The following is a 25,768-nucleotide window of genomic DNA, read 5'->3' on the forward strand; positions in this document are numbered from 1 at the left end:
GCACGCAACGAGGAAGTTCATGCACGTTTTGTGCATGAACTGCCGTAATCGCTCACTCGATGAACACATTGACAGTGGCCGCCCTGCCTACCGCGTCGATGACCGTGAGGGTCGATGCGCCGGCGCCGTCGGGATGCCAGCTTGCGGTTCGCCGGCGCACTGTGTCCTTCAGCGGCCGTCCGTTTGCCAGCCAGCGGAAAGGGGCACGGCCCCCCTGCAGTTTGAGAATGAGCGGGGCGGCCCCCTGGGCCGCGAGTTCGACCCTTGCGCCGTCAGGCGGGAAGACGATGCGCGGCGAGGCCTCCACAATTCCGGGCGTGACGGCGTCGTCGTCGATTGCGCGAAAGCGGCGGAGCGTGACGGGCAGGTCGCCGCGCGGCAGACGCACCGCGCCCGGCGGCGGCGACGCGTGTTCGGCAAATGCCACCCCGGAGCGCGAAAAAGCGTTGAAAAGAACGGGTGCCGCGGTTTCGAAACCGGAAATTCCGGGCACCGGACCGCCGTCGGGCCGGCCAATCCAGACACCCAGCACATGGCGGCCATCGAAGCCGATCGACCAGGCATCTCGATAGCCGTAGCTGGTGCCGGTCTTGTAGGCGATGCCGATCTCCGGCGCGCCGCGCGGCGGCACAACGCCCGAGAGGATGTCCGCGACCTGCCAGTTGGCCGCGGGGTCGAGCAGGCGCACCGGCTGCGGCTGGGCGGGCTTGATATGAAGCGGTGTCGCGAAACCGGAATTGGGCAGCGCGGTGTAGAGCTGCACGAGGTCGCGCAAGGTGACGCCGACGCCGCCCAGCCCCATCGCCAGACCGGGTTTTTCGCCACGCGGCAATTCAGGTGTGACGCCCGCGTCGCGGAAGCGGCCGGCAAGCCGCGTCGGCCCGAGCGCGTCAAGCAGCCGGATCGCCGGCACATTCAGCGAGAGTTGCAGCGCATCGCGTACGCTGACGTCGCCCATATAGGCCATATCGAAATTGCGTGGGCGATAGCCGGCGAAATCGGCCGGGCGGTCTTCGATCAAGGTCTGCTGTGCGACCAACCCTTCCTCGAAGGCGAGACCGTAGATGAATGGCTTCAGCGTCGAGCCGGGCGACCTTACGGCGCGGGTCAGGTCCACCCAGCCATTGCGGCCGGCGTCGAAATAGTCGGCAGCGCCGACTTCTGCGATGATCGCGCCGGTGCGGGCATCGGCCATCACCATGGCAACGGAGACCTTGTCTCCGATACGGGTGGCGGCTTCGGCTGCAACCGCTTCCAGCCGCCGCTGGACCTTGCCGTCGACCGTGAGCTCAATGCGCTGTGCGGCGGGGTCGGCCAGACGGGCGGCGTCGGCCGCGTGTGCGGCGAGGGCAGGGAGTTCGTAGCGTCCGGTTGGCACGATGTTCGCGGCAGCCGCACGCGCTGCCTCCGCGCTGTCCATCAGGCCTGCATTGGACATGCGGGCAAGCACGCGATCACGGGCCAGTTGTGCGTTTTCAGGATGCCGGTCGGGCCGGCGCGCCTCGGGCGACTGAGGCAAGGCAACCAGCAGTGCCGCCTCGCCGACGGTCAGTCTGCGGGGTTCCTTGCCGAACCAGGCGAGCGAAGCTGCGCGCAAGCCTTCGATGTTGCCGCCATAGGGCGCCAGCGTGAGATAACGGCGCAGGATTTCGTCCTTCGACAGCCGCTGCTCGATCTGCCAGGCGCGGAACATCTGACGCAGCTTCGCGGGGACGGAGCGGCGCTCGCGCGGCTCGACCAGCCGGGCAAGCTGCATGCTGATTGTCGAACCGCCCGACACGATGCGGCCATTGGTGGCCAACTGGCCTACTGCACGCGCCATGGCGAAGACATCGATACCCCGATGATCGCGAAAGCGCTTGTCCTCATAAGCGATCAGCATGTCGAGGAAGTGCGGGTCGATATCGCGCAGTTCGACCGCCATTCGCCAGCGGCCATCGGGGGCCGCATAGGCGCGTAGCAGTTCCCCATTGCGGCCCACGACTTCCGCCGAGATTGGCGGTTCGTCGAGCGGTGGCGGGAAGGCGCGGTCGGCCTGGACGAGCGCGACCAGCGCCAGCATCGCCAGTGCAGCCGCCGCCGCGCCCGCCGAAGCGGCGCGCGGCAGCACTTTGCCGGGCGAAAGCCGGCGCATCAGGGCGCGACGACTTCCATGAAGCCGTCGGCGGTGCGGGCCCGGAACTGCGGACGATACATGTCCTCAACATTCGCCGCCGGGTGCGCATAGACGCCGGGTGTGACCGCCCGCACGACATAGGCCATGACGATCTCACGGTCGCTGTTGCCCGAGCGATCGAACGCCGCGACGAAACGGTCATCGCGGAATTCGGCATGCGCGTAGTCGGTGTTCGGCAGCCAGTCGAAGTTCTTCAGTTCGGCGCTGCTGACCAGGCTCGGATTGTCGATCTCGAAGCCGCCGGGAAGCAGGTCCGTCACCAGAACGCGCGAACCCCAGTCGTTCTTCTCTGTCACCTTGAGGACGACGACCAGGCGTTCATTCTGCGCCACCGAGCTGACATTCGCTGGCGAGCCGTCGAGATGATAGTAGTTGCGCTCGATGGCGAAGCCTTCGCCGCCAGCGGGCAGCGGCTCAGCCGGAGCGGCGACCGTGGTCACCACCGCATCGACCGGAGCCGAGCCGCGGTTGATTATGGTGACCGGATTGCCGGGCAGGTCGAGGCCATCGAGCTCGGCCGCGTAGCCGCCCATGTGAGCGGAGCCGTTGACCTCGAGCTGAAGCGCTTCGCTGCCTTCCACCAATGCGCGGGCGGCGAGCAGCATCCAGGCCTGTTCCTGCGTCGACATATAGCGGTCGACGCGGCTCGCCTCGGCCGCAAAGGAGATCATCTCCGGCACCATGCCCGGTACTGGCCGCGTTTCGGCTGCCAGTGCGAGAATGGCGGCACCGTCGCGAAGAGCCGAGCCGTAGTCCGAGCGATAGATGTTCCGCCGTCCGCTGCGGGCCAGCTCCAGGGATGAACGGAAGGCGCGCTCTGCACGCAGCGTGTCGCCATAGAGCGCGAGGCTCGCTGCGATCTGCGCACGGGCCATCGGCGTATCGAACTCGTCGAGCCGCGTGTCGGCGTAGTAGCGCAAGTCGCCGGCTGATGCCCGGCGGTTGCGCGCCAGCACGTAGAGCGCATAGCCGATTTCGGCACCGCGCTCTTCGATGTCGAGATCATACGAGATCGAGTTCTGCAGATTGTCGAGCGCAAGCCGCATGCCTTCTTCGGGCACCTGATAGTCGAGCTCGCGGGCGCGGGTCAGGAACTCGGTGACATAGGAATCGAGCCACAGATCGCCGTAGCCCGGTGCCCAGAGACCGAAGCTGCCGGACGATGACTGGTAGGAGAGAACACGCAGGATCGCGTCCTGCACGCGCTTTCCGACCTCAGGATCGGGGTCCAGGCCCGATTGTGCCGCAAGCTCTGCAACATAAAGCAGCGGCAGTGCGCGGCTCGTCGTCTGCTCGGCGCAGCCATAGGGGTAGCGGTCGAGGCTGACGAGCAGCGACGGTATGTCGAATGCCGCGACTGGCGAGACGCCGATCGAGACCGACGCGCCGTCGAGCAGGCTGTCGCCCAGAAGCTCCTCGTCGACCCGGATCGAGCCGCCGTTCGCCGCCAGCGACACGATGCGCCGTGTCGTGACGGGGAGGGCGGAGGGCCGCACGGGGATCGACAGCGCGTGTTCGACCGCCGTGCCGTCGGCATGCGCGAGCCGCACCGTTATTGCCGAGCGGCCAGTCATTTCGGCGGTGAGGGGCACGGTGACGGATTTGCGTTCGCCGGAAGCGAAGGTGACTGCGTCCGCAAACGTCGCAGTGACCCGGCCGTCGGTAAGCACCTCAAGGCTGTATTCGCCTGCCGGACCATCGGTATTGGCGATGTCGAGGCGCAGCGTCGCGGTGTCGCCGGGCGCCATGAAACGCGGCAGGCCGGCGGTGACTACGACCGGCTCGCGCACGATGACGTCGGTTTCGGCATTGCCGACCGCGTTTTTCGACCAGGCGACGGCCATCAGGCGCACCGTGCCGTTGAACTGCGGAATGTCGAAAGTGACGAGTGCGCGGCCGTCGCCGTCGAGTTCGACGGGGCCGGAGAAGAAGGCGACAAGCTCTTCGGTCGGCGGGCTGCCCTCGGTTGCCATGCCGCCGCCGTCGCCGCCGGTGCGCAGGCGTCCGGTGACGCCGAGCGAACCGTCGATCAGCCGGCCGTAGAGGTCACGCAGCTCCAGACCGAGCCGGCGCTGGCCGTAATACCAGCCGCTCGCATCCGGAGCTTCGTAGCTGGTGAGATTGAGAATGCCGACATCGACGGCGGCGAGCGCGACATAGGCGGTTTCGCCAGCCGCACCCGGCACGGAGATGGGCACCGTAAGCGGGCCGCGCGGCTTGGACTGTGCCGGGGCTTCCAGCGCGACATCGAGCTTGCGCTGACCCGGATCGACCGAGAGCCATTTCAGGCCGATGGCGCGGGCCGGCATGCGGGTTTCTTCCGCGTCGCCCGGACGGAACAGGGTGGCGGTGACATAGGCACCCGCGCCCCAGTTTTCGCTGACCGGAATGTCGATCGCTGCACCGCCCTCGGGCACGCTTGCGGTGAAGGTTTCCAGCAGGCGGTCCGCGCCGACCGTGACCAGAACCTCGCCGGCGAAGCGCGGCGAGATCTGCAGCCGCGCGGTTTCGCCCGGTGCGTATTGTTCCTTGTCGAGCGCGATTTCGAGGCCGTCCGGCGTTTCGGTCGAGCTTGCGGCGACATACCAGCCGGCGTCGAACTCGACGGAGGTCTGCGGGCCTGCCGGGTCTGGCGTCTCCACGGTCAGGCGGTAGCGGCCCCACTGAACCGCCGACTGAATTCGGCCTTCCGCGTCGGCGGCGACATCAAGCCGGCCATCGGCGACCTTGGTTTCGTAGGTGATCGGCTCGTAATACCAGCTCGAGCCGTTGCGATACCACTGGTAGGAGCGCTCGAGCTTTTCGAGCGTCCAGATCAGGCCATCCATCTCCGCGCGCTCGCCGCCGGCGGAGGCGCCGATGACACGGAAGGACGCGACCGCGCCCTCGGGCACGGAGCCGCCGGTGAATTCCGGCCGCACACCGATCAGGTCAGTCTCGGAGGCAACGCCGATTACCAGCGAGCGCTCGACGGCGCGGCCGGCGCCTTCGCGCATGCGGACCACGACATTGGCGTCGATGCGCTGCGTGGTGGAGGGGATCGCATTGACGAAAACCTCGAAGCTCGCCTTGCCGTTCTCGTCGGTGACCGGAAGGTCCGACAAGGGAGTAATGTTGGCGTATTCATTGGTCTTTTCGTCGGCCAAGCCGAACTGATAGCCGGGGAAGGCGTCCCATTCGCGGGTCGTCGTCAGCGCGACTTCGCCTTCCATCGAAAGGCCCGAAGCCGGCGCACCATAAAGGAAGCGCCCGTCGACCTCGACCAAAGCAGGTTCGCCGACCGTTATCTCGCTGTCGGGCGAGGTAAGGTCGAACTCGATGCGGTCGGGCACGAAATCCTCGACCAGGAAGCGGCCGCTCGCGACCGAGGCTTTGTCGGGATCGGCATGGATACGGTAGTTCCAGGTGCCGCGCATGGCGTTTGCCTGGAGGTCGAGTTCCACCGCGTAGCCGCCCATCGCTGCGCCATCGTCGACGATGCGGCGATCCTCGACGCCATCGGGGCGGGTGAAGATGAAGGTGAGCGGCAGGTTTTCGACCGCCACCGCCGCGTCATCCCTTGCGAGTGCTGCGGTATGCACAGTCTCGCCGGCACGGTAGATGCCGCGCTCGGTCCAAGCGAACACATCGAGTGCGCCGGGCGCGGCACGGCCGGTGACGCCACGGTCCGACAGATCGAAGCCGGCGCGGGTCATGTCGAGGAAGACGAAATCGCCGCCGCTGTTCTTCGCCAGCAGCGCTGCCGGGGCGAGGCTGCCGGTGCCGCGCGTCAGGCCGGGCGTGAATTTCGCCTGGCCGGCGGCGTCGGTGGTGGCGGTGCCCAGCACCTCATTGTTGCGCGCGAGCAGCGTGAGTTCTGCACCCTCAAGCGGCATGGCGTTTGCCAGTGAGCGGGCAAATACCGTCAGTCCGTCCGCGCCGGTGAAGGTGGTGAGGCCGATGTCGGACACCACGAACCACTGCGTGGCCTTGGCGTTCCAATAGTCTTGCTGTTCGCCCTTGGGTGCTGCCGAAAGTACATAAACCCCGGGCTCGCGCTCGGGCAGCGCCTCATCGACCGGGAAGCTGGTGGTGACTTCGGAGTTCAACTCGGAGCGAATGTCGATTTCGCCCTGCCATACGGGCTGGCCGAGCTCGTCGCCGATTTCGGAAAGGCCGTAACCGTCAAGCTGGCTCAAAAAGCGGAAGCCCGACAGAAGCTGCGTCAGAGCGCGGTCGCCGACACGGTAGAGCTTCAGATCCGCCGTTTCGGTGTTGACGCTGATCAGCGGGATGCCGCGCCGCGCGGTGGAGGGCAGCACAAAGTTCTCGCCGGTGAAGCGCAGCGAGGGCGAACGGTCGCGTACATAGATATTGAGCGTGACCGGGCTCGCAATCACCTCGCCGATGGCCGAAGGCAGGCCGGAACGAACGACGATGTCGTAATATTCGCCGTGGTCGAGACCTTCCACGCAGAGTTGGCGCTCGCCTGCGTCGACTGCTTTTGGAGCGCGTCCGTCAACAGTGACGAAAGATGCGTAGTCGGTGCCGGCTTTCACCAGAGCTTCTGAAAACTGCAGGCAGATGCGCGGCGAAACGGTGTCGGAATTCACTGTGTGATCGACGACGCGGAAGCCTTTGCGGGCGCGCAGATCCTCCATCTCCGCGCGCACTGCGGCGCTGTTCACCAGCTCAAGGCTGGCATTGTAGGCCGAGATTGCCGGGCGATAGAGGTCGCGATTATCGAGCGCACGCGCCATGGCGGCCAGCGCCTCGGCGCGTTCATTTGTGCCGCGCGTGAGCCGGTATGCGTTCAGAGCCGCCGAGGTGGCGGCGCGCGCAAAGGCGCCTTTCTCGAAACTGTTTTCAGTTGTTACGGCGAGCAGCGCGGCCGTGAGCTGCGACCAGACGGGGCGGATATCCGCGTCGATGCGCAGCGCCTCGCGGAAGGCCTGTACGGCCTCGCGCGCATTGCCCGCGTTGAGCGCATCTTCACCGATGGTGGTGAGAACGCCGATGCCCATGCCGGGATCGGGGCGCGGTTCGGCGGCGATGTCGGAGCGGTAGCGGATCGCCTCGTCGCCGACATTCGGCGGCAGGAAGGCGAGCGCCGGCGGTGCGCCGATGTCGGGCTCGCCCGTGGCTGCAACGGCCCGCCCGGCCACCGCACCGGGGAAAGGATTGACGAAGGCATAGTCGGATTTGAGGAAGCACCAGCTGGCGCTGGTATTGTATGTGAATGCGCGGCACTGCCCGTCGCCCAGGCAAGCCGCCGAACACTGTTCGAGCGAGACGTCCTTCTCGGTTCTGAGGTCGAACCCGAAATAGTCACCGTCCTGGGTCAGCTCGATGCGCCGCTCCTGCGCCATCGCAGATGAAGCTGAAACAAAGACTGCCAGAATCAGGAAAGAAAAAAACCGAACTGCGCGCATGGCCTGCCGCTCCTCCAACACTATCCGCGTCCCTTCGGATATCCCGTTCATGTGGCGCCTGTGATACGGCTGTTGTCAACGGCGGCGGCTGCCGCCATCTGCAATGCGCGGTTCACGTTTGCCCCGCCCCGATGCCGTGTTATTGCAGGTCCGGGACTACCGATGCCGTGCATTTCATACTCGGTTGCATCCGGTAACGGAATGTGAGCGTGGGAATGTGGCCGCATTAGGTGCAATTGAGTTCAGTCTGCATTCAGGAATTGTGGTTACCTTAGAGTAATGCGACCGGAAGAAATGCCAGTTACGGGCACTGTCAGGCCGGGCGCGCGTTTCGCGCGCCTGATGGCTGCGCTCGTTCTTGCGGCATCCTTTGCCGGCGCCGCTACGGCTCCGGCTGACGCCTTCGAACTGTTCGGATTGCGGCTGTTCGGCAAGAAGGACGAAACGAAGACGGAGATCGTCGACCCCGTCTTCTATTCGGCCACTTTCGATGCCGGGGTATCGAACGAAGAGCTTTCGGACAGCCTGAGAGACGCATCGCTGCTGGTCGGCGACGAGGGCAAGGCGGTTTCGGGTTCGCTGGGGCTGATTTCCAAGGCACGCAACGACCGCGAGCGGCTGGTAGCGGCACTCTACGAAAAGGCGCGCTATGACGGCGTTGTGACGATCCGTATCGCAGGCAGATCGCTTGACGACATCGCGCCGGACGCCCAGTTCAACACGAGCGGACCGGTGCCGGTTTCGATCAGCGTTGATCCCGGCAACAAGTTCGTGCTCGGGGATATCAGCCTGACAGGCGACGCTGCCAGCCTTGCGCCGGCGCGATTCGGGCTGATGCCGGGCGGCGACGCCGGCTCGACCGCCATTCTCAGGGCCGAGCGCGACATGGTGCGCGCCCTGAAGCAGGAAGGCAGGCCGCTGGCGCGCGTCGTTTCGCGCGAAGTGGTGGCTGACAGCGCCACGAAAGAGCTCGATATCAGCTTCGGCATCGAGGCCGGGCCGATCGCGCCATATGGCAGGACAAATGTCGAGGGCGCGGAGCAGGTCGACCGCGAATTCATTGCCTATATGACTGGGCTCGAACCGGGCGAGACCTATTCGCCCGAAGAGCGCGACCGGGCACGCGAGCGGCTGCAGAACCTCGACGTTTTCAGCAGCGTTTCGGTGGCAGAAGCCGATGCGCTCGACCCTGACGGCTCGATCCCCATGAATGTCGTCGTTTCGGAGCGCAAGCACCGTTATTTCGGCGTTGGCGCCACAATATCGAGCACCGACGGCGCCGGTATCGAAGGCTATTGGGGGCACCGCAACCTGTTCGGCAGGGCGGAGAAGCTGCGCATCGAGGGCTCCATCAGCCGTATCGGCAGCGCGCCGAGCCTTGGCATGCTCAACTACAACGCCGCCATTCTATTCGAGAAGCCGGGCGTGATGGGGCCGGCTTCGAAGTTCATTTCGAGCGTCAGGGCATCGTTCGAGCATCCCAACGCCTATAACAGCTTCACCGTCGATGCGCGGGCCGGCATCCGCCGCGATCTGACACCGAAACAGACGGTTTCGGCTGAGGTGCGTGTGGCCTGGTCGAGCGTCACGGACAGTTTCAGCCCCGTCGTGCCCCGCAGCCATCTTCTGGTCAGTATTCCGCTGGAATATGTTTATGACGGTCGCGACAACCGACTCGATCCGAAGCGGGGCCAGCGTTTCCTGGTCTATGCGGAGCCGACGCGCGATTTGTTTTCGGGCGCCAATTTCCTGAAGGTACGGGGCGAAGCCTCGATCTACAGGTCGCTCGACAGCGATGGACGCATTGTCTTTGCGGCGCGCGCCGCTGCGGGATCGATCGTGGGTGCGCCGCTGGCAGCAATACCCGCCGACAGGCGGTTCTATTCGGGCGGCGGCGGTTCGGTGCGGGGATATGCCTTTCAGGGCGTGGGCCCGCGCGACGCGACCGGGAAACCGACCGGCGGACGGTCATTCGCGGAGGCATCGCTCGAAATGCGCATCAAGGTCAGTGAAAAGGTCGGACTGGTTCCCTTCATCGATGCCGGCACGGTGTCGGCTGCGACGGTGCCCAACCTTTCAACGCTGCAGTTCGGCGCGGGCCTCGGCCTACGTTACCTGACGCCGTTCGGCCCGCTCAGGGTCGATGCGGCAGTCCCGCTGAACCGGCGTCCCGGCGATCCGAGTTTTGGCGTCTATGCGGGTATCGGGCAGGCATTCTGACCGCCGCCATGCGATTCTTAAAAAAAGCACTTCGCACCGTTTTCTATCTGCTGCTGCTTGCCCTCGTGCTGGCGGGCGGTGCGCTTGTTTACTTCACACAGACCGAGGGCGGGCGTGCGAGCCTTGCCGGCATCGCGTCGGGACTGGCGTCAGGCACGGGGCGCGAGGTTCGCATTTCCGGCCTGAACGGCATTCTGGGCGGTCATCTGACCGCGAGCGAGATTGTCGTCGCGGACGAGGCAGGCACCTGGCTTGCGGTCAACAACGCAGCCATCGAGTGGTCACCGCATGCCCTGCTCGGTTTCTCATTCGACGCCGACAGGATTTCAGCAGAGCGCATCGAGGTTCCACGCCGGCCAGTGCCTGTCGAGACCGAGGAGGGCGGGGGTTTCAATCTGCCCGTCACGATCGATGTAAAAGCGATCGAACTTCCGGATATCAGAATTGGAGCCAGCGTTGCCGGGAGTGCGGCGCAGCTTGCGGCGACCGGCTCGGTCAAGGTGGACAACGCGCCGCTCAATGCTTCCGCCGAACTTTCGCTGAAGCGCACTGACGGTCCCGAAGGATCGCTGCATGCCGAAGTGGCCTTCGTGCCGGACGAAAACCGGCTCGACCTGGAGATCAAGAGCAGCGAGCCCGAAGGCGGTGTGCTCGCCACGCTGCTGCGGCTGCCTGGAACACCGCCGGTGGGCATCGAGGTCAGCGGCAGCGGCCCGTTGTCGGACTGGCAGGCGCGAGGCATGTTTCTGGTCAGTGGCGCACCGGCGGCGGAGGTGAAGCTGAGACATCAGCTCACCGACCAGGGCAGCCGGATCACGACCAACGGCAACGGCGCATTCGCGCCTTTCCTGCCCGACGGGCTGGCGCCCATTGCACAAGGCTCAACCAGCTTCGTGTTCAACGGGCTGGTGCGCCCATGGGATGCATTCACCGTCGAAGAGCTGACGCTGCGCAGCGAAACGATCGCCGTGGATGCGCGCGGCAGCCTCGACCCTGAAGGCGTGTCGGATTTCCAGTTCACCGCAAGCGCGACCGGCGATGCCGTGCCGCTGGCATTCGGCGCGGGCGAGGCGCAGACACAACTCGCATTCCAGGCGATGGCTGGCCGTGCCTTCGGCCCCGGCGATGCGCTGGGCTTCAACATCGCAGGCAATCTCAGCCGGTTTGCCGCGAGCGGTATCGCGGCGGAAGACATCGCGATCGAGGCCAGTTCGGACAGTTTCGACCTCAAGACACTGTCAGGCCCGGTTGCGCTCAATGCGCAATCGGCAGCGGTTGGCAGCACCATCCCCACCGTAGCCAATCTGCTGGCCGGCGCTGTTTCGCTTACGGCGGACGGTGTCATCTCCGATGGGTCGGAGGCCGCATTCGAGCGGCTTTCGGCGCGCAGCGGCACGCTGCAGGCCGAAGCCAGCGGCCGCTACGGCGTTGCCGATAACAGCTTCGCGCTGAAGCTTTCGGGCAGCGTGCTTGCGGCGGTCCTGCCTTCGCCGGCGGGGCGTTTTCTCGACAAGATGGTCACCGTGACCGGTACCGTCGAGCGCGATGCCGAAGGGCGGATATCGCTCGCCGACAGCGAAGTCAGGTCCGGCGCGCTCGCAGTCGCCGGATCGGCGGCGATCGATGGCGAAACGGTTGCTGCTGAGCTCGAGGGCACCTTTGCCGATCTTTCGAAACTCGCGGAAGCAGCCGCGGGCGAAGCGCGGTTTTCGCTTGCTGCCAGCGGCGAACTCGGCAAACCCGAAATCACAGCCAATGTCGCCAGCGACCGCATGACGGTGGCCGGCAGGGAATTGACCGGTCTTTCGCTCGATGCTGCCGCGATCGCCGATCCCGATGCCCCGAGCGGCGACATCACGCTTGCAGGGCGGATCGGCGACGACCGGCTCGACGGCAAGGCTACGCTTTCGACCAGCGGCGGGCGCAGCGAGATCGGCGACCTGCGGCTCGACCTCGGCGACAACAAGCTTTTCGGAACGCTGACACTGGACAGCGCCTTCGTGCCGGAAGGTTCGATCCAGTTCGATTTTCCCGATATCGGCCCGCTGGCCGCACTGGCGCTTGTCGACGTGACCGGCGAGGCCGCCGGCGCGATCCGCTTTTCGCGTGACGGCGATGCGCCCCGGGTGATGATCGAAGGCAACCTGCCGCGCCTGGTGATGGATGCGATCAGTGCCGACGGCGTGTTCGTGTCGGCATCTGCCGACAACTATCTGGAGGCGCCGGTGCTGTCGGGCCGGCTTACGGCGACCGGATTGAGCACCGACAGCGCGGATATTCGCGATGCGCAGCTGTCACTGGTGAGCCGAGGTATCTGGACCGAATTCGAGGGCAGCGCCACGGCAAACGGCACCCCGGCGTCGACGTCCGGGCGGGTTAAGTTCGAAGACGGAACGGTGACAGCGGAGATCGCGGACGCCGATGCCCAGTATCGCGGCATGCGAACCGCGCTCGAGGCGCCAACCGTCATTGTCGTGCGTGACGGGACGGCGTTCTTCGACGGGCTGGTGGTATCGGCTGCCGGCGGCACGGCGACGATTTCCGGCAGCGCCGGCGACGCGCTCGATGTGCGCGCCAGCATAGCCGGCTTGCCAGCGAGCGCGGCCAACGGTTTCGCGCCGTCGCTGGGCGCCGGCGGCACGATTTCGGGAACGGTGCGTATCGGCGGCACGCCGGCCGACCCGCAAGTCGCCTATGATCTTGTCTGGTCCGATGGACGCACGGCGCAGACGCTTGCCGCTGGCCTCGGGGCGATGAAGATCACCTCCAAGGGGACCTATACGAACGACCTCCTGAGCTTCGATGCCGATGTCGGCGAAGGCTCGGGCCTGACGATGAATGGCGGCGGCGCTGTCGATGTCGTTGCACGCTCGCTGGACGCTGCCTTTGCCGGCCGGGTTCCTTTCGCGATGCTGGCGAGCCGGCTGGCGGCGCAGGGCATTTCGCTCAACGGCGGCGCTGATGTGAACCTCAAGGTCGGCGGCGGCTTCGGCGCGCCGCAGGTCAACGGCACGGTTCGTTCGTCGGGTGCCCGGCTGGTGCACGCCGCGACCGGACTCGCCGTCGAAGATCTGGCGGCAACGATCGATGTCGGCGACGGGCGCGCAACGATCCGGGCGCTTGACGGCAGGCTTTCGACGGGCGGCTCGATCGTGGGCAGCGGTTACGTCGGCATCGATCCGGCGCAGGGCTTCCCGGCCGACCTCAACCTCAAGGTCGACAATGGGCGATATACGGACGGACGCGTGGTGACGGCCAATTTCGACGGCGCAATGGCGCTTCAGGGCTCGCTCACCGGCAACCCGCTGCTGAGCGGCGAGATCAATCTCGGCCGTTCGGTGATCACCATTCCCGAGAGCCTGCCGACCAGCCTGTCGCAGCTCGACGTGCAACACCGCAACGCTTCAACTGCTGTGGAGCAGCAGCAGGCTGCACTCAACCCTTCGACCGGCGAGGGCGGCAGCGGCGCGGTGTCGCTCGACCTTACGATCCGGGCAGCGCAATCCGTGATCGTTCAGGGCAGGGGGCTCGATGCGGTGCTCACCGGCAGCGTTCGTGTCACCGGTCCGTCCAACGCGGTGCGCGCGGTGGGGCAGTTCGAGTTGCAGCGCGGGCGGCTGGAAATTCTGGGACGCAGGCTCGACTTCACAAGCGGATTGCTGACCTTCTCGGGTTCACTAGTGCCGTACCTCGACTTCGTCGCCTCCACGGTGGCCGAGGACGCGACGGTTACCGTGCGGGTCACCGGCTCCGCCAACAATCCGTCTTTCAGTTTCGAATCGTCGCCCAGCCTGCCCGAGGACGAAATTCTGGCCCGGCTGCTGTTCGGCAAAGCGATGTCGAACCTTTCCGCTGTACAGGTGGCGCAGCTTGCCTCCGCCGCCGCCCAGCTCGCCGGCATCGGCGGGTCGACAACGCTGCTGCAGCGGTTGCGCGAGCGGGTCGGCGTTGACGATATCGACGTCAGGACGGACGAAGAAACCGGTGACACGTCTGTCTCGGTCGGCAAATATCTCAACGACCGAACCTACCTTTCTATCGAAAAGGGTTCGCAGCCGGGGTCGGGCAAGGCGGTCATCGATCTCAATATCGGCGGCATCAAACTGCGCGGCGAAGCAAGCGACAGCGGCGAGACCGGCGGCGGCATTTTCTACGAGCGCGAATATTGATGCCGCCGAAAATCCCCGGCAGGGGTTGAAACGCCATCACGATTACGCGATTACGGCACCTGGCCATGGCCGACTCGCGCCAGCCCGACGGTGGCTACCGACGGGCAAAGTTTCCCCCGCGTCACTCCTGTGACACATGCGGGACCGATTAGGCGTTTCGATTTGAACGTTTGCGACAATCTTGTCGCATTTGCGGCATCCGAACGCAGGCCAAAAATGCAGCTTTCTCAGGCTGACATTCGTCCTGATGGCTTTTGACATCAGGCAGCAGATGGGGAATGCTGACCACAAAACATTAATCCAACCGGGAGAGCATTATGAGATTTTTCAGAAGCAACGGCGACCGCGTGCCGTCCCACGTCGAAGACATGGCGACGGAAGTGCGTGAAGGCCGTATGGACCGGCGCGAATTTCTAGCGCTGGCCAGTACCTTCGGTGCAAGCACCGCACTCGCATACTCGATGATCGGCCTTGCAGCGCCGACGAAAGCGATGGCCCAGGAGCCCAAGAAGGGCGGTGTGCTGAAAGTCGCGATGTGGATCAAGGATCCGAAAGACCCGCGCACGGCCGACTGGTCGGAGATCGCCAATGCCCAGCGCCAGACGCTGGAGCCGCTGGTGAAGTACACGCACGATTACACCATCGAACCTTACCTGCTTGAGAGCTGGGAAGTGAACGACGATGCGACCGAATACGTGCTGCACATCCGTCCGGGCGTGACCTGGAACAATGGCGACACCTTCAATGCCGATGACGTGATTTTCAACTTCACGCGCTGGGCCGACCGCAACGCCGAAGGCAACTCCATGCCCGGCCGCCTCGGTTCGCTGGCCGACGCCGACACCAAGACGCTGCGTGAAGGCGCAGTCGAAAAGATCGACGACATGACCGTCAAGCTGCATCTGACGGCACCGGACATCGCGCTGATCCCGAACCTCACCGACTACCCGGCGCTCATCGTGCACCGCAGCTTCGATGAGACGGGCGCCAACTTCGTCGCGAACCCGATCGGCACCGGGCCTTTCGAGCTGGTGTCTTACGATGTCGGTCAGAGCGTTGTTTACAAGCGCCGCGAGAACGGCAGCTGGTGGGGCGGCGAAGCCCTGCTCGACGGTGTCGAATTCATCGATTACGGCACCGACCCGTCTGCCATGGTGAGTGCATTCGAATCCGGCGAGGTTCATGCCAACCACGAGACGTCGGCCGACTTCGTCGACATTCTCGAGGGTGTCGGCATGGAAACGTCGGAAGCCGTTACCGCGGCGACCATCGTGGCACGCACCAACGTCAACAATGCGCCCTATGACAACCAGAAGGTTCGCAAGGCGCTGCAGATGGCGGTCGACAACGCCCAGGTTCTGGGTCTCGGCTACGGCAATGCGGGCGACCCCGCGGAAAACCACCACGTTGCGCCGATCCATCCGGAATATGTGAAGCTTCCGGCGCAGGCACGCGACGTGGCGGGCGCCAAGGCGATGATGGAAGAGGCCGGCCAGATGGACTATGAGCACGAGCTCATTACCGTCGACGAGGACTGGCACAAGAACACCGGCGACGCCATCGCCGCGCAGATCCGCGAGGCCGGTATCAAGGTCAAGCGGACGGTTCTTCCGGGGTCAACCTTCTGGAACGACTGGACGAAATATCCCTATTCCATGACCAACTGGAACATGCGGCCGCTCGGCGTGCAGGTTCTGTCGCTGGCCTATCGCAGCGGCGAGGCATGGAATGAGGCCGGTTATTCCAACGCCGAACTCGACGGCTGGATCAACGAGGCGCTGACCATCGCCGATGCCGACAAGCGCAAGGCGGTCATGGAAAAGATCGAGATGCACCTGCAGGATTCAGGCATCATCATCCAGCCCTACTGGCGCAAACTCTACAACCACCATGCGCCCGAAGTGATGAACTTCGAGATGCATCCGACCTTCGAGCATGATTTCGGCAAGGTCTGGATCAACGCGTAAATCGACCAGAGGCGGGGGCGTTTTCGCCCCCGCTTCAATTCAGAGAGCGCCTGATGGCGTGCCGTTCAGAGGGAAACTGAGGCCGGACAAACCGGCCCGACGAAGCTGACAGCAAGAGTGCGACGCGCAACCGCGCTTCTTGCGGCATTTCAGGACTGTCGAACACCGTCTGTGCGTACGGACATTGCGTGCTCTCCCCAACCTGAGCGGCAGGGGACTGTACATGATCGCTTTCATCGGACGGCGGCTCGGCACCATGGCTCTGACCATGCTTTGCCTGACGCTGGTCGTCTTCTTCATGGTCAATCTGGAGCCCAACCTGCGCAAGCTCGCGATTAGCCAGCTGGACATGCGCTCGTCGGACGAACACATCGAAAGCTGGCTGGTCAAGAACGGCTACCGCGACAATTTCTTTGTCCGCTACGGGCGCTGGCTCGGCGTGGTCCAGAAGCAGCCCTATGTCGACCCCGACACCGGCGCGGTCACACCGCGCTTCGGTTATTGCGACGAACCCGCGGAGCCTCACTACGGCGGCATTCTGCAAGGCAATTTCGGCTGCTCGACGAAATTCAAGACCACCGTTGCCGCCAAGCTGTTTCCCGCGCTCGGCGCCACTGGCATCCTGATGTTCTGGGTGATGGTGGTCATGGTTCCGGTGGCGCTGCTCATCGGCGTACTTGCGGGCATGCGCGAGGGGACCCGAACGGACCGAAGTCTGTCGGTCGCCTCAATCGCAACGACCGCAACACCGGAATATGTTTCAGGCGTCATCTTCACGGTCATATTCGCGTCCTGGCTGGGCTGGCTGAACGGGTCGGCCGCCAGCGCCACTCGGGTGGGCATCACCTTCTCCAACTTCACGCTGCCGGTCATGACCATGGCGATCTACGGCATCGGTTACATCGCGCGTATGACCCGCGCCTCCATGGTCGAGGTCATGACGCAGCAATACATACGCACAGCGCGCCTGAAGGGCCTGGCGTTCAACGCGGTGGTGATCAAGCACGCGCTCAGAAACGCGCTCATCGCGCCGTTTACAGTCATCATGCTGCAGTTCCCGTGGCTGCTGACAGGCGTCGTCATCGTTGAGGTGATGTTCCGCTATCAGGGCTTCGGCTACACGCTCGTCGAGGCGGCGGGCAACAACGACATCGACCTGCTGCTCGGGTGCTCGCTCGTATCCGTGTTCGTCGTGCTGTTCACGCAGCTCATTTCGGATGTGGGATACGCCTATCTCAATCCGCGCATTCGCGTTAGCTAGGGGGCGGCAAGCATGGAACTCGAATATCTCGGCGTCTTCCAGATTCTGCTCGGCGTCCTGTGGCGGTTCTGGCCGGTCTGGGTGGCGCTGGCGATCGTGCTGGTGCTCAGCTACGCATTCAAGCCGCGGCTCGGCCTCTACGGCCAGCTCTTCGATACCGGGGTCGGCGTCGCTGGCGTCGTTATCTGCCTGTTCTGGGCCTTCACGGCGATTTTCGCCGACATCGTGTCGCCCTTCGATCCGCTGACGCAGGTCTTCGTTATGAAGGATGCGCTGCCCGGCGCCATCGAGCCCGAAACCGGGCAGGCGTTCCTGTTCGGCGGTGACCGGCTGGCACGCGACGTTTTCAGCCGAATGGTGTTCGGCAGCCAGATCGTGCTCGTGATCGCGCCGGCGGCGACGCTGTTCGCGCTGATGGTGGGCACCACGCTCGGCCTTCCCGCCGGCTATTACGGCGGGCGGGTAGATTCCGTCCTGTCCTTCCTCGCCAATCTGGTGCTGGCATTCCCGGTTATCCTGCTGTTCTACCTGCTGGTGACCCCGGGCATCATGGACACGCCGATCCCCTACGCGATGGCCGGCGTGTTCTTCCTGTTTCCGATCATCTTCTTCTGCGCGTTGTTTTACACGCGCTTCCGCAGCCGGCCGCGGCTGCTCGCCGTCCAGGTCGTACTGACGGTGCTGATCGGCGGCTGGATATATGCCGGCCTCGTGTTCGACGCCGACCCGCTGGGCATCATTTCGATCCGGCCCAACGAGCTGAACATCTTCGTGGCCGTTGTGTTCGCGTCGAGCCCGGGTGTGTTCCGTATCGTGCGCGGGCTGGTGATGGACATCAAGACACGCGACTATGTTGCGGCGGCGCAGACGCGCGGCGAATCCCCCTGGTACATCATGTTGTGGGAGGTGTTGCCCAACGCGCGCGGGCCGCTGATCGTCGATGTCTGCCTGCGCATCGGCTACACGACGATCCTGCTGGGTACGCTAGGCTATTTCGGTCTCGGGCTGGCGCCTGAAAGTCCGGACTGGGGCACGGCAATCAAGGAATCGAGCAGGCTGCTGCGCGCTTATGTGCACCCGGCGCTGCCGCCCGTCGTCGCTCTGATGTCATTCGTGCTCGGTCTCAACCTTCTGGCCGATGCCCTGCGCGAACAATCCCTCAAGGACTGAGTGCATTCTGATGAACGAAGCCGTCAAAGCCACGAACATCGCCAAAAAGACCGACCCGATCATAGAGATCGAAAACCTCTCGATCTCGTTTTTCACCCGCAAGGGCGAAATTCCGGCGGTGATGGATTTCTCCTGTACCGTCATGCCCGGCGAGGCGATGGGGATCGTCGGCGAATCGGGATGCGGCAAGTCGACCGTGTCGCTCGGAATCATGCGCGACCTTTCCAATGTCGGCAAGATTGTCGGCGGGCGCATCAAGTTCCAGGGCCGGGACATGGCCGACATGTCGGAAGAGGAACTGCGCGCCATCCGCGGCAACAAGATCGCGATGATCTACCAGGAGCCTATGGCAAGCCTGAACCCGGCGATGAAAGTCGGCCAGCAGCTGATGGAAGTGCCGATCATTCACGACAAGGTGTCGAAGGAAGAGGCCTGGAACCGGGCGCTGGAGATGGTGAAAGCTGTGCGGCTGCCGGATCCGGAGCGCATGCTGCGTTCGTTTCCGCACCAGCTTTCGGGCGGCCAGCAACAGCGTATCGTGATCGCGATGGCGCTCTTGTCGAACCCGGCTCTGCTTCTGCTCGACGAACCGACAACGGCGCTCGACGTCACGGTCGAGGCGGGCATCGTGGAGCTGATCAAAGGGCTCGGCAAGGAATTCGGCACGTCGATGATCTTCGTGTCGCACAATCTCGGGCTGATCCTCGAAACCTGCGACCGGATCACGGTCATGTATTCGGGCGAGGCGGTGGAAACCGGACGCATCGAAGACGTGTTCGACCGCATGCGCCATCCCTATACGCAGGGCCTGTTCCGTTCCATCCCGCTGCCCGGCGCCGACAAGAACTCAAGGCCGCTTATCTCGATACCCGGCCAGCTGCCGCTGCCGCACGAGCGGCCGAGAGGCTGCAATTTCGGCCCGCGCTGCCAGCACTTCAAAGCCGGGGTCTGCGATGCCGCGGAAATCCCGATGGTGGAGGTCAGCGGCCACGACAATCATTTCAGCCGCTGCGTGCGGTTCAACGAGATCGACTGGGCGGAGCTGCCTGCGGGCGCCAAGGAAGAAAGCAAGCCGGTGAAGCCCGGCGCGCCTGTGCTGAAGATCGACAATCTGAAGAAATATTACCATGTGTCATCGGGCGGCGTTTTCGGAGGCGGCGAGGGCCGCACGGTGAAGGCGAACGAGTCCATTTCGTTCGAAGCGCGCGAGTCCGAAACCGTGGCGATTGTCGGTGAATCCGGTTGCGGCAAATCCACATTGGCCAAGGTGCTGCTGGGCCTCGAAACCGCCACGTCCGGCTCTGTGACGCTGGGCAACGAGGAGATCGAAGACCGGCCGGTGGAGGACCGGGACGCGGGCACCGTCGGTGCCATCCAGATGGTGTTCCAGAACCCCTTCGACACGCTCAACCCGAGCCATTCGGTCGGTGGGCAGATCATCCGGTCACTGGAGAAGTTCAAGGTCGGCGCGACGCAGGCCGACCGCGAAAAGCGGATGCTGGAGCTGCTCGATCTGGTGAAGCTGCCCCGCGCATTTGCCACGCGCATGCCGCGCCAGCTTTCGGGCGGCCAGAAGCAGCGCATCGGCGTGGCACGCGCTTTTGCCGGAAACGCAAAAGTGGTGGTGGCCGACGAGCCTGTTTCGGCGCTGGACGTGTCCGTCCAGGCAGCGGTGACCGAGCTCCTGATGGACATTCAGCGGACCAACAAGACGACGATGCTGTTTATCAGCCACGACCTGTCTGTGGTGCGTTATCTCGCCGACCGCGTTGTGGTGATGTATCTCGGCTATATCGTCGAACAAGGCTCGACGGACCAGATTTTCTCGCCGCCCTACCATCCCTACACGGAGGCGCTGCTGTCGGCGATCCCGATCGCGGATACCAGCGTCGAGAAAAAGCACATCGTTCTGGAGGGCGATATTCCCTCGGCGATGAACCCGCCCACGGGCTGCCCGTTCCAGACGCGCTGCCGCTGGAAAGACAAGGTGCCGGGCAACAAATGCGAAACGGAAGTTCCGCCGCACAAGGACCTCGGCAACGGCCATTGGAGCATGTGCTGGCTGGATGACAAGTCGCTGGCTTCGATGGAGCCGGTGATCAGTTTCAAGGACAACAAAGCGTCACCGGCCAAGGCACGCGGTACGAAACGCAAGCCGGCAACGGCAGCCCGCAAGGCGGCTTCGTCGCGCTCCGCAAGCGCGTCGGCGAAGCGTGGAACGTCTTCACCCAAAAAGACAATGGCGGAGGCGGGCAGCGGCCGCTCGGCCGCGAGCACGCGGGTCAAGCCTGCCGCTGCACGCACCGCGAAAGCGCCTGCGAAAGCCGCCGATGCGGGCCGTCCTGCCGCGATCAAGAAGCCGGCGAAACCGGACGACCTGAAAATGATCTCGGGCGTCGGGCCGAAGATCGAGGGCATTCTGAACGGGCTCGGCATCTACACCTATGCGCAGGTCGCCGGCTGGAAGAAGGCCGAACGCGAATGGGTGGACGGCAAGCTCAAATTCCACGGGCGTATCGAGCGCGAGGACTGGGTGAAGCAGGCAAAGGCGCTGGCGAAGACGTCACGATAGCGCCCCGCTAGCGGCCGTTCAGTGACAGCTTGACCGGATCCAGATCAATGCGGGCCATGCCGCCATACGGATTGGCATGGATGGCCAGTATCCAGAGACTGACCGTGGCCGCCACGATGTAGATCACCAGGGCGCTGCGCCCAGCGGCCGGGCGGTCGGCGTGCACAGATGCAATGGCTACCGTCGACAAAACGGTCAGAAACAGCAGCAGATACCATTTGTACTCGCTCACGGAGCTTTCCGCGTTCGCCAGACGGAGATTGCGGGCGTCCTGCAGTTCATCGAAGTCACGTGCGAAACTCTCGACCAGGGATGGCGGCGTATCCTGACGGGCAAGGGATATGATGGCCAGCCGGATATCCTGGATCGCATTGTCGACCGCGCCGGAAGGCTCCTGGCTGGAATTTCCCCATTCCTGTGCGAGCACCTCGTCCCGGTAGCGTGCCAGACCAGAAAGAACTGCGGGAACGTCGAGCGCGTCGGGGGCAGCCATGCCAGCAAGGCGCGTGAGCGCCGAGTGCTCGGCGCTGGCATAGTTTTGCGCGTCGGCCCGGACGGACCAGATGTCTGCCGCAGCAAAGCCGAGCGAAAGAGCCCAGGCAGAAGTGACCGCCGTGAAAAACGGCGCAACCGGAACGGAAGCGGGTGTCGCGGCTGCCCTGCGCTCGAACATGCCGAGTACAAGACTTGCCAGCCCATAGGTGATCGCACCGAACAAGACAAAACAGGCGAACATGGCAGGGCCGGGAAGAAAGAAAATGGCGGTCAACGGGGTTCCTCGAAGTGGTTTCGTGCTCGTGCCGGCCATTTCTCCACGCGAGTATTAGGGATTTCGTTAAGTTCGCCGTCTATTCGCTTGTTTAACTTCCAGCAGTCGCGGCGGGGGCCACAGGATGGGAACAAGAAGCGGATTTGCAGCGGCGCTGACGGTGCTCGCGTCCGCGTTATTGTCGGCCTGCGCCAACGGCGACCGAGGACCCATAAACAGCTTCGTTGCGGAAGTGGGACCGGCCTCTCCGGAATACATTCCCGATTCCGGCGATGACGGTTCCGTCGTCGTGGGTCTTTCCTTCTCGGGCGGAGGCGCGCGCGCTGCGGCTTTTGCCTATGGCGTTCTGCGCGAACTGGACAGCTATGTCATCGACCTCGATCCCTATGAGCGGACGCTGGTCGATGATGTGCGTATGGTTTCGGGCACTTCGGGCGGCGCGATCGCTGCCGCCTATTTCGGCTATCGCGGCAAGGGCGGATACCACGATTTCAGGCAGCGTTTCCTGGGTGCGAACGCCGAAGCGAGCATGCGTACGGCCGTCGTTCCGTCCAACGTCGTGCGGATTCTGCGCGGCGGGGTAAACGATCGCGGCAAGTTCGCGCGCTGGCTGGACGAGAACCTGTTCGACCAAAGCACATTCCAGAGCCTCAAGCGCGCCGACGCGCCGGTTGTCTGGCTTACGGCCTCGGATATCTATCACGGCACGCCGTTCCTGTTCACTTACGACACTTTCGCGGCGCTGTGCAGCGATCTGGACAAGGTCAAGCTGGCCGACGCCGTCGCCGCGTCCGCCGCATTCCCGCTGGTGTTCACGCCGATCGTCGTTTCGGCGGAAGCGCCGGAGTGCGGCTATCAGCGGCCGGCCTGGCTGGACCGGGCGCTGGAGGACCCAGATGCGTCATTGCGGCTGAAGGCCTATGCACGGTCGCTCGTTGCCTACCGCGACAGATCGGAATTCAAAAGGCTGCGTCTGCTCGATGGCGGTTTGACCGACAATAACGGGCTGGCGGGTTTTTCGATGGAACGCGCGGCGGCGAAAACGCGCCACGGACCGCTGTCGCCGGAGGAAGCCGTGCGGATGCGGCGGCTCGTTTACATCGTTGCCGATGCCGGGCGCGAAGCGGCACCGGCTTGGGGTGCATCCAGTGCCGACCTCAGGATCAGGGAGTTGCTTCCGGCGCTGAGCCACACCGCAATCACGTCGTCGATGAGAGACGGCTACGACGCCCTGAAACTGGCGATCAAAGAGTGGAAGAACGAGCTCGTTGCCTACCGGTGCGGGCTCAGCCGCGCGCAGGTGCGGCGCATCAGGGGATCGGCGGCCGGCTGGGACTGCCGCGACATCGACGTCACAGTGGAGCATCTCTCGTTCCGCGATGCCGACCCGCGCAGCCATGCCGCGCTGAACGATGTGCCGACGCGGCTTGCCCTGAACGAAAAGCAGGTGGAACTGGTGATTGAAGCAGGCCGCCAGGCGGTGCGCTCGAAGCCGTCAATCCAGGCGGCAGTCGCCGAAACCAGGCGTCAGGCCGGGCTGCCAGTTGCGATGGGCCGCTAAAAACGTCGCCCTTCGCCCCGACGTTGGTGGCATTGAAAGCCGAGGAAGCACACAGGTTGCGATCGCGCATGCGATGCAAGCCCGGGGCGACGGCGACAAAAGCATTGGCGAAGTAGAAACTGTCTCTATACTGACGTCCATTCGATACCGGGTGGATTCAGTGCGAAGTTTCAATTCTCTTGTTCTCGTGATTGCGGTTGTTACACTTTCCTCCTGCGTCACCGGACCTCCGGTGCAGGAGCTCGCGTTCATCTATACGGATGACGAGTTCGGCCGTTACGCGATCGATGGCGATGCCACCGTAACCGGGCAGGCATTCCTGAGGCAGCGTGGCGGAGGCGTTGTGGTTTGCGCCGGCGCGCCGGTGGTGCTGTTTCCGAAGACGCCGACATTCGACCGGGCGGTCGAGACGGCGCGCGAGGGCAAACAGCCGATGCCCATGGCTGGTGCCGACGAACGGTTCAAGAAAGTGGCGCGGATTGCAACTTGCGACGCGCAGGGCAATTTCACCTTCGAGCGTATTCCACGTGCCAGATGGTACGTCTTTTCTCGGGTCAACTGGGAAGTTGCCGACAGGGCGCAGGGCGGCGAACTCATTGGCGAGGTCGACACGTCACAGGGCGGTGAACACCGGATTTTGCTGACCGACGCCAACCGCGTTCACTGAGGCGGATTCAGGCTGTCGGCGTTTCGTTTTTCGTGCGTTCGCACTGATGGCCGCCCGGTGTTGCACATTCGGGGCCGGTGCATTCCTGTGCCTCCAGCCGGCCAGAAAACGGGACAGCGGCAAGGACAGCGGTGACGAACAGCATGGCTAGGGCATAACGCATGAAGGCCTCCGGGTTGGAACTGCGGCAGTGTAGGCGCTTGCGCCCGGGCTGGAAGCGCTTCCGGTTCTTATCACGCCGATGTGATTGTGGTGCTGCTACAGGAATGTCGAAAAATGTCTGTCGCTGCCGCGGTATGGGGCGTTCGAAGCCATGCCGCCAGCCGCAACGTTCAATGATCGAATCAATGCTCGCAGATTGAACCTCTCAGCGCTTCGACAACCCAAAATTTGACCGATTGATAAAAAATGAAAGCGTGCTAGCTTTTCCCGAAACAACAACAGTCGGGGAACGCATATGACGACTGGCCAGTTCAAAGATGGCATTGCTGCGGGCAGGCTGGAGCCTGCGCGATACGCGGACAACTTTTCCGATCTTCACCCGCCGCTCGACGGCCATGAGGCACTGGTCGAGGCCGACCGCTGCTATTTCTGCTACGACGCGCCCTGCATGCAGGCCTGTCCAACATCGATAGACATTCCGATGTTCATTCGCGAGATAGCGACGGGCAATCCCATCGGCTCCGCAAAGACGATCTTCGATCAGAATATTCTCGGCGGCATGTGCGCACGTGTCTGCCCCACCGAGACATTGTGCGAAGAGGTCTGCGTGCGCGAGACCGCCGAAGGCAAGCCGGTGCAGATCGGCCGGCTGCAGCGCTACGCCACCGACGAGGCGATGCGGCAGGGCAAGCAGTTCTACAAGCGCGCGGCGTCCACCGGCCGGAAGATCGCCGTCGTCGGGGCAGGGCCCGCGGGCCTTGCCTGCGCGCACAGGCTTGCCGTCAACGGGCACGATGTCGTCGTCCTGGAAGCGAAACCCAAGGCCGGCGGGCTCAACGAATACGGTATCGCCGCCTACAAGACTGTCGACGGTTTTGCGCAGGCCGAGGTCGACTATGTAACTGCCATAGGCGGCATCGAAATCCGCTACGGCCAGGCACTGGGGCGCGACTTCAGCGTCGCATCTCTGGCTGGTGAATATGACGCCGTGTTCCTCGGCATGGGGCTTGCGGGCGTCAACGCGTTGCGGGCGGACGGCGAAGATGCCGATGGCGTGGAGAATGCGGTGGCATTCATCGCTGCCCTTCGACAAGCTCAGGATTTGGGCAGCGTGCCCGTGGGCCGCCGTGTGGTCGTTATCGGCGGCGGCATGACTGCAATCGACGCCGCCATCCAGTCCAAGCTGCTCGGTGCCGAAGACGTCACGATCTGCTACCGGCGCGGCAAAGACCGCATGAACGCTTCCGGATATGAGCAGGACCTGGCTGCCGCGAACGGCGTGACGATCCGCCATTGGCTGCAGCCCAAGAAGGTGATCGCAGACAAGGGCAAGGTCACCGGCATCGAGCTTGAATATACAGCTGAGACCGGCGGCAAGCTTTCGGGTACAGGCGAGACGCTGACGCTTTCAGCCGACCAGGTGTTTATGGCGATCGGCCAGACACTCGATGCCGGTTCGCTGAACGGCGGCGGCAATGCCGCTCCCGAACTGGAGGGCGGACGCATCAAGGTCGATGGCGAAGGCCGCACCTCGCTGGCGAAGGTCTGGGCAGGCGGCGATTGCATCGCTGGAGGCGAAGACCTGACCGTGTCGGCCGTCGCGCACGGACGCGACGCAGCCGAATCCATCCACCGGTCTCTAACCTCGAACGGGAGGGCATGA

The 25,768-nt window shown here is 64.1% G+C and carries 13 protein-coding genes; 9 read left to right on the forward strand and 4 right to left on the reverse strand.

Annotation, left to right across the window (positions count from 1 at the left end; all coding sequences use genetic code 11):
• Positions 1-52: 52 nt before the first annotated feature.
• Together pbpC and EP165_RS11670 are read right to left on the reverse strand one after the other, a co-directional pair.
• Positions 53-2,134 carry a penicillin-binding protein 1C gene (pbpC, locus tag EP165_RS11665; RefSeq protein ID WP_127522728.1) on the reverse strand — a complete coding sequence of 694 codons (2,082 nt, stop codon included), beginning with the start codon at positions 2,132-2,134 and terminating at the stop codon, positions 53-55.
• Complete coding sequence (locus EP165_RS11670) at positions 2,134-7,587, reverse strand: alpha-2-macroglobulin family protein (RefSeq protein WP_127522730.1); 5,454 nt, start codon at positions 7,585-7,587, stop codon at positions 2,134-2,136. Before EP165_RS11670 ends, pbpC begins: the two co-directional genes overlap by 1 nt.
• Positions 7,588-7,881: 294 nt before the next feature.
• Between EP165_RS11670 and EP165_RS11675 the strand changes: the two genes are divergently transcribed.
• From EP165_RS11675 to EP165_RS11700, 6 genes are all read left to right on the forward strand, one after another.
• Positions 7,882-9,807, forward strand: a complete 1,926-nt coding sequence (locus tag EP165_RS11675; protein ID WP_245440116.1) for an autotransporter assembly complex protein TamA — start codon at positions 7,882-7,884, stop codon at positions 9,805-9,807.
• Positions 9,808-9,815: 8 nt separating this feature from the next.
• Entirely contained in the window at positions 9,816-13,976 is a 4,161-nt protein-coding gene (locus tag EP165_RS11680) for a translocation/assembly module TamB domain-containing protein (protein ID WP_127522732.1), read from the forward strand.
• A gap of 317 nt (positions 13,977-14,293) precedes the next feature.
• Complete coding sequence (locus EP165_RS11685; RefSeq protein WP_127522734.1) at positions 14,294-15,943, forward strand: ABC transporter substrate-binding protein; 1,650 nt, start codon at positions 14,294-14,296, stop codon at positions 15,941-15,943.
• A gap of 223 nt (positions 15,944-16,166) precedes the next feature.
• A complete protein-coding gene (locus tag EP165_RS11690; protein WP_127522736.1) occupies positions 16,167-17,204 on the forward strand; it encodes an ABC transporter permease in 1,038 nt (345 codons plus the stop codon).
• A 12-nt stretch (positions 17,205-17,216) separates the two neighbouring features.
• A complete protein-coding gene (locus EP165_RS11695; protein ID WP_127522738.1) occupies positions 17,217-18,374 on the forward strand; it encodes an ABC transporter permease in 1,158 nt (385 codons plus the stop codon).
• A 10-nt stretch (positions 18,375-18,384) separates the two neighbouring features.
• Positions 18,385-20,946: a dipeptide ABC transporter ATP-binding protein gene (locus tag EP165_RS11700; RefSeq protein ID WP_127522740.1), complete on the forward strand. Its 2,562-nt coding sequence runs from the start codon at positions 18,385-18,387 to the stop codon at positions 20,944-20,946.
• A gap of 7 nt (positions 20,947-20,953) precedes the next feature.
• Here EP165_RS11700 and EP165_RS11705 read toward each other — a convergent pair whose 3' ends face one another.
• Positions 20,954-21,715, reverse strand: coding sequence for a bestrophin-like domain (locus tag EP165_RS11705; RefSeq protein WP_127522742.1), 762 nt, complete (start codon positions 21,713-21,715; stop codon positions 20,954-20,956).
• A gap of 124 nt (positions 21,716-21,839) precedes the next feature.
• Here EP165_RS11705 and EP165_RS11710 point away from each other — a divergent pair, with 124 nt between their 5' ends.
• Both EP165_RS11710 and EP165_RS11715 read left to right on the forward strand, forming a co-directional pair.
• Positions 21,840-23,276 carry a patatin-like phospholipase family protein gene (locus EP165_RS11710; RefSeq protein ID WP_127522744.1) on the forward strand — a complete coding sequence of 479 codons (1,437 nt, stop codon included), beginning with the start codon at positions 21,840-21,842 and terminating at the stop codon, positions 23,274-23,276.
• Between the two features lie 160 nt (positions 23,277-23,436).
• A complete protein-coding gene (locus tag EP165_RS11715) occupies positions 23,437-23,943 on the forward strand; it encodes a hypothetical protein (RefSeq protein WP_127522746.1) in 507 nt (168 codons plus the stop codon).
• A gap of 7 nt (positions 23,944-23,950) precedes the next feature.
• On the opposite strand, the gene EP165_RS20385 is transcribed toward EP165_RS11715, so the two are convergent.
• The gene (locus EP165_RS20385) at positions 23,951-24,106 is read right to left on the reverse strand and encodes a hypothetical protein (protein WP_164743020.1); all 156 of its coding nucleotides are present in this window, start codon (positions 24,104-24,106) and stop codon (positions 23,951-23,953) included.
• 294 nt (positions 24,107-24,400) lie between these two features.
• Between EP165_RS20385 and EP165_RS11720 the strand changes: the two genes are divergently transcribed.
• Entirely contained in the window at positions 24,401-25,768 is a 1,368-nt protein-coding gene (locus EP165_RS11720) for an NAD(P)-dependent oxidoreductase (RefSeq protein ID WP_127522748.1), read from the forward strand.

Origin of the sequence: Mesorhizobium sp. Z1-4 (genome assembly GCF_004000235.1) — a bacterium.
Lineage (GTDB): Bacteria > Pseudomonadota > Alphaproteobacteria > Rhizobiales > Rhizobiaceae > RCIO01.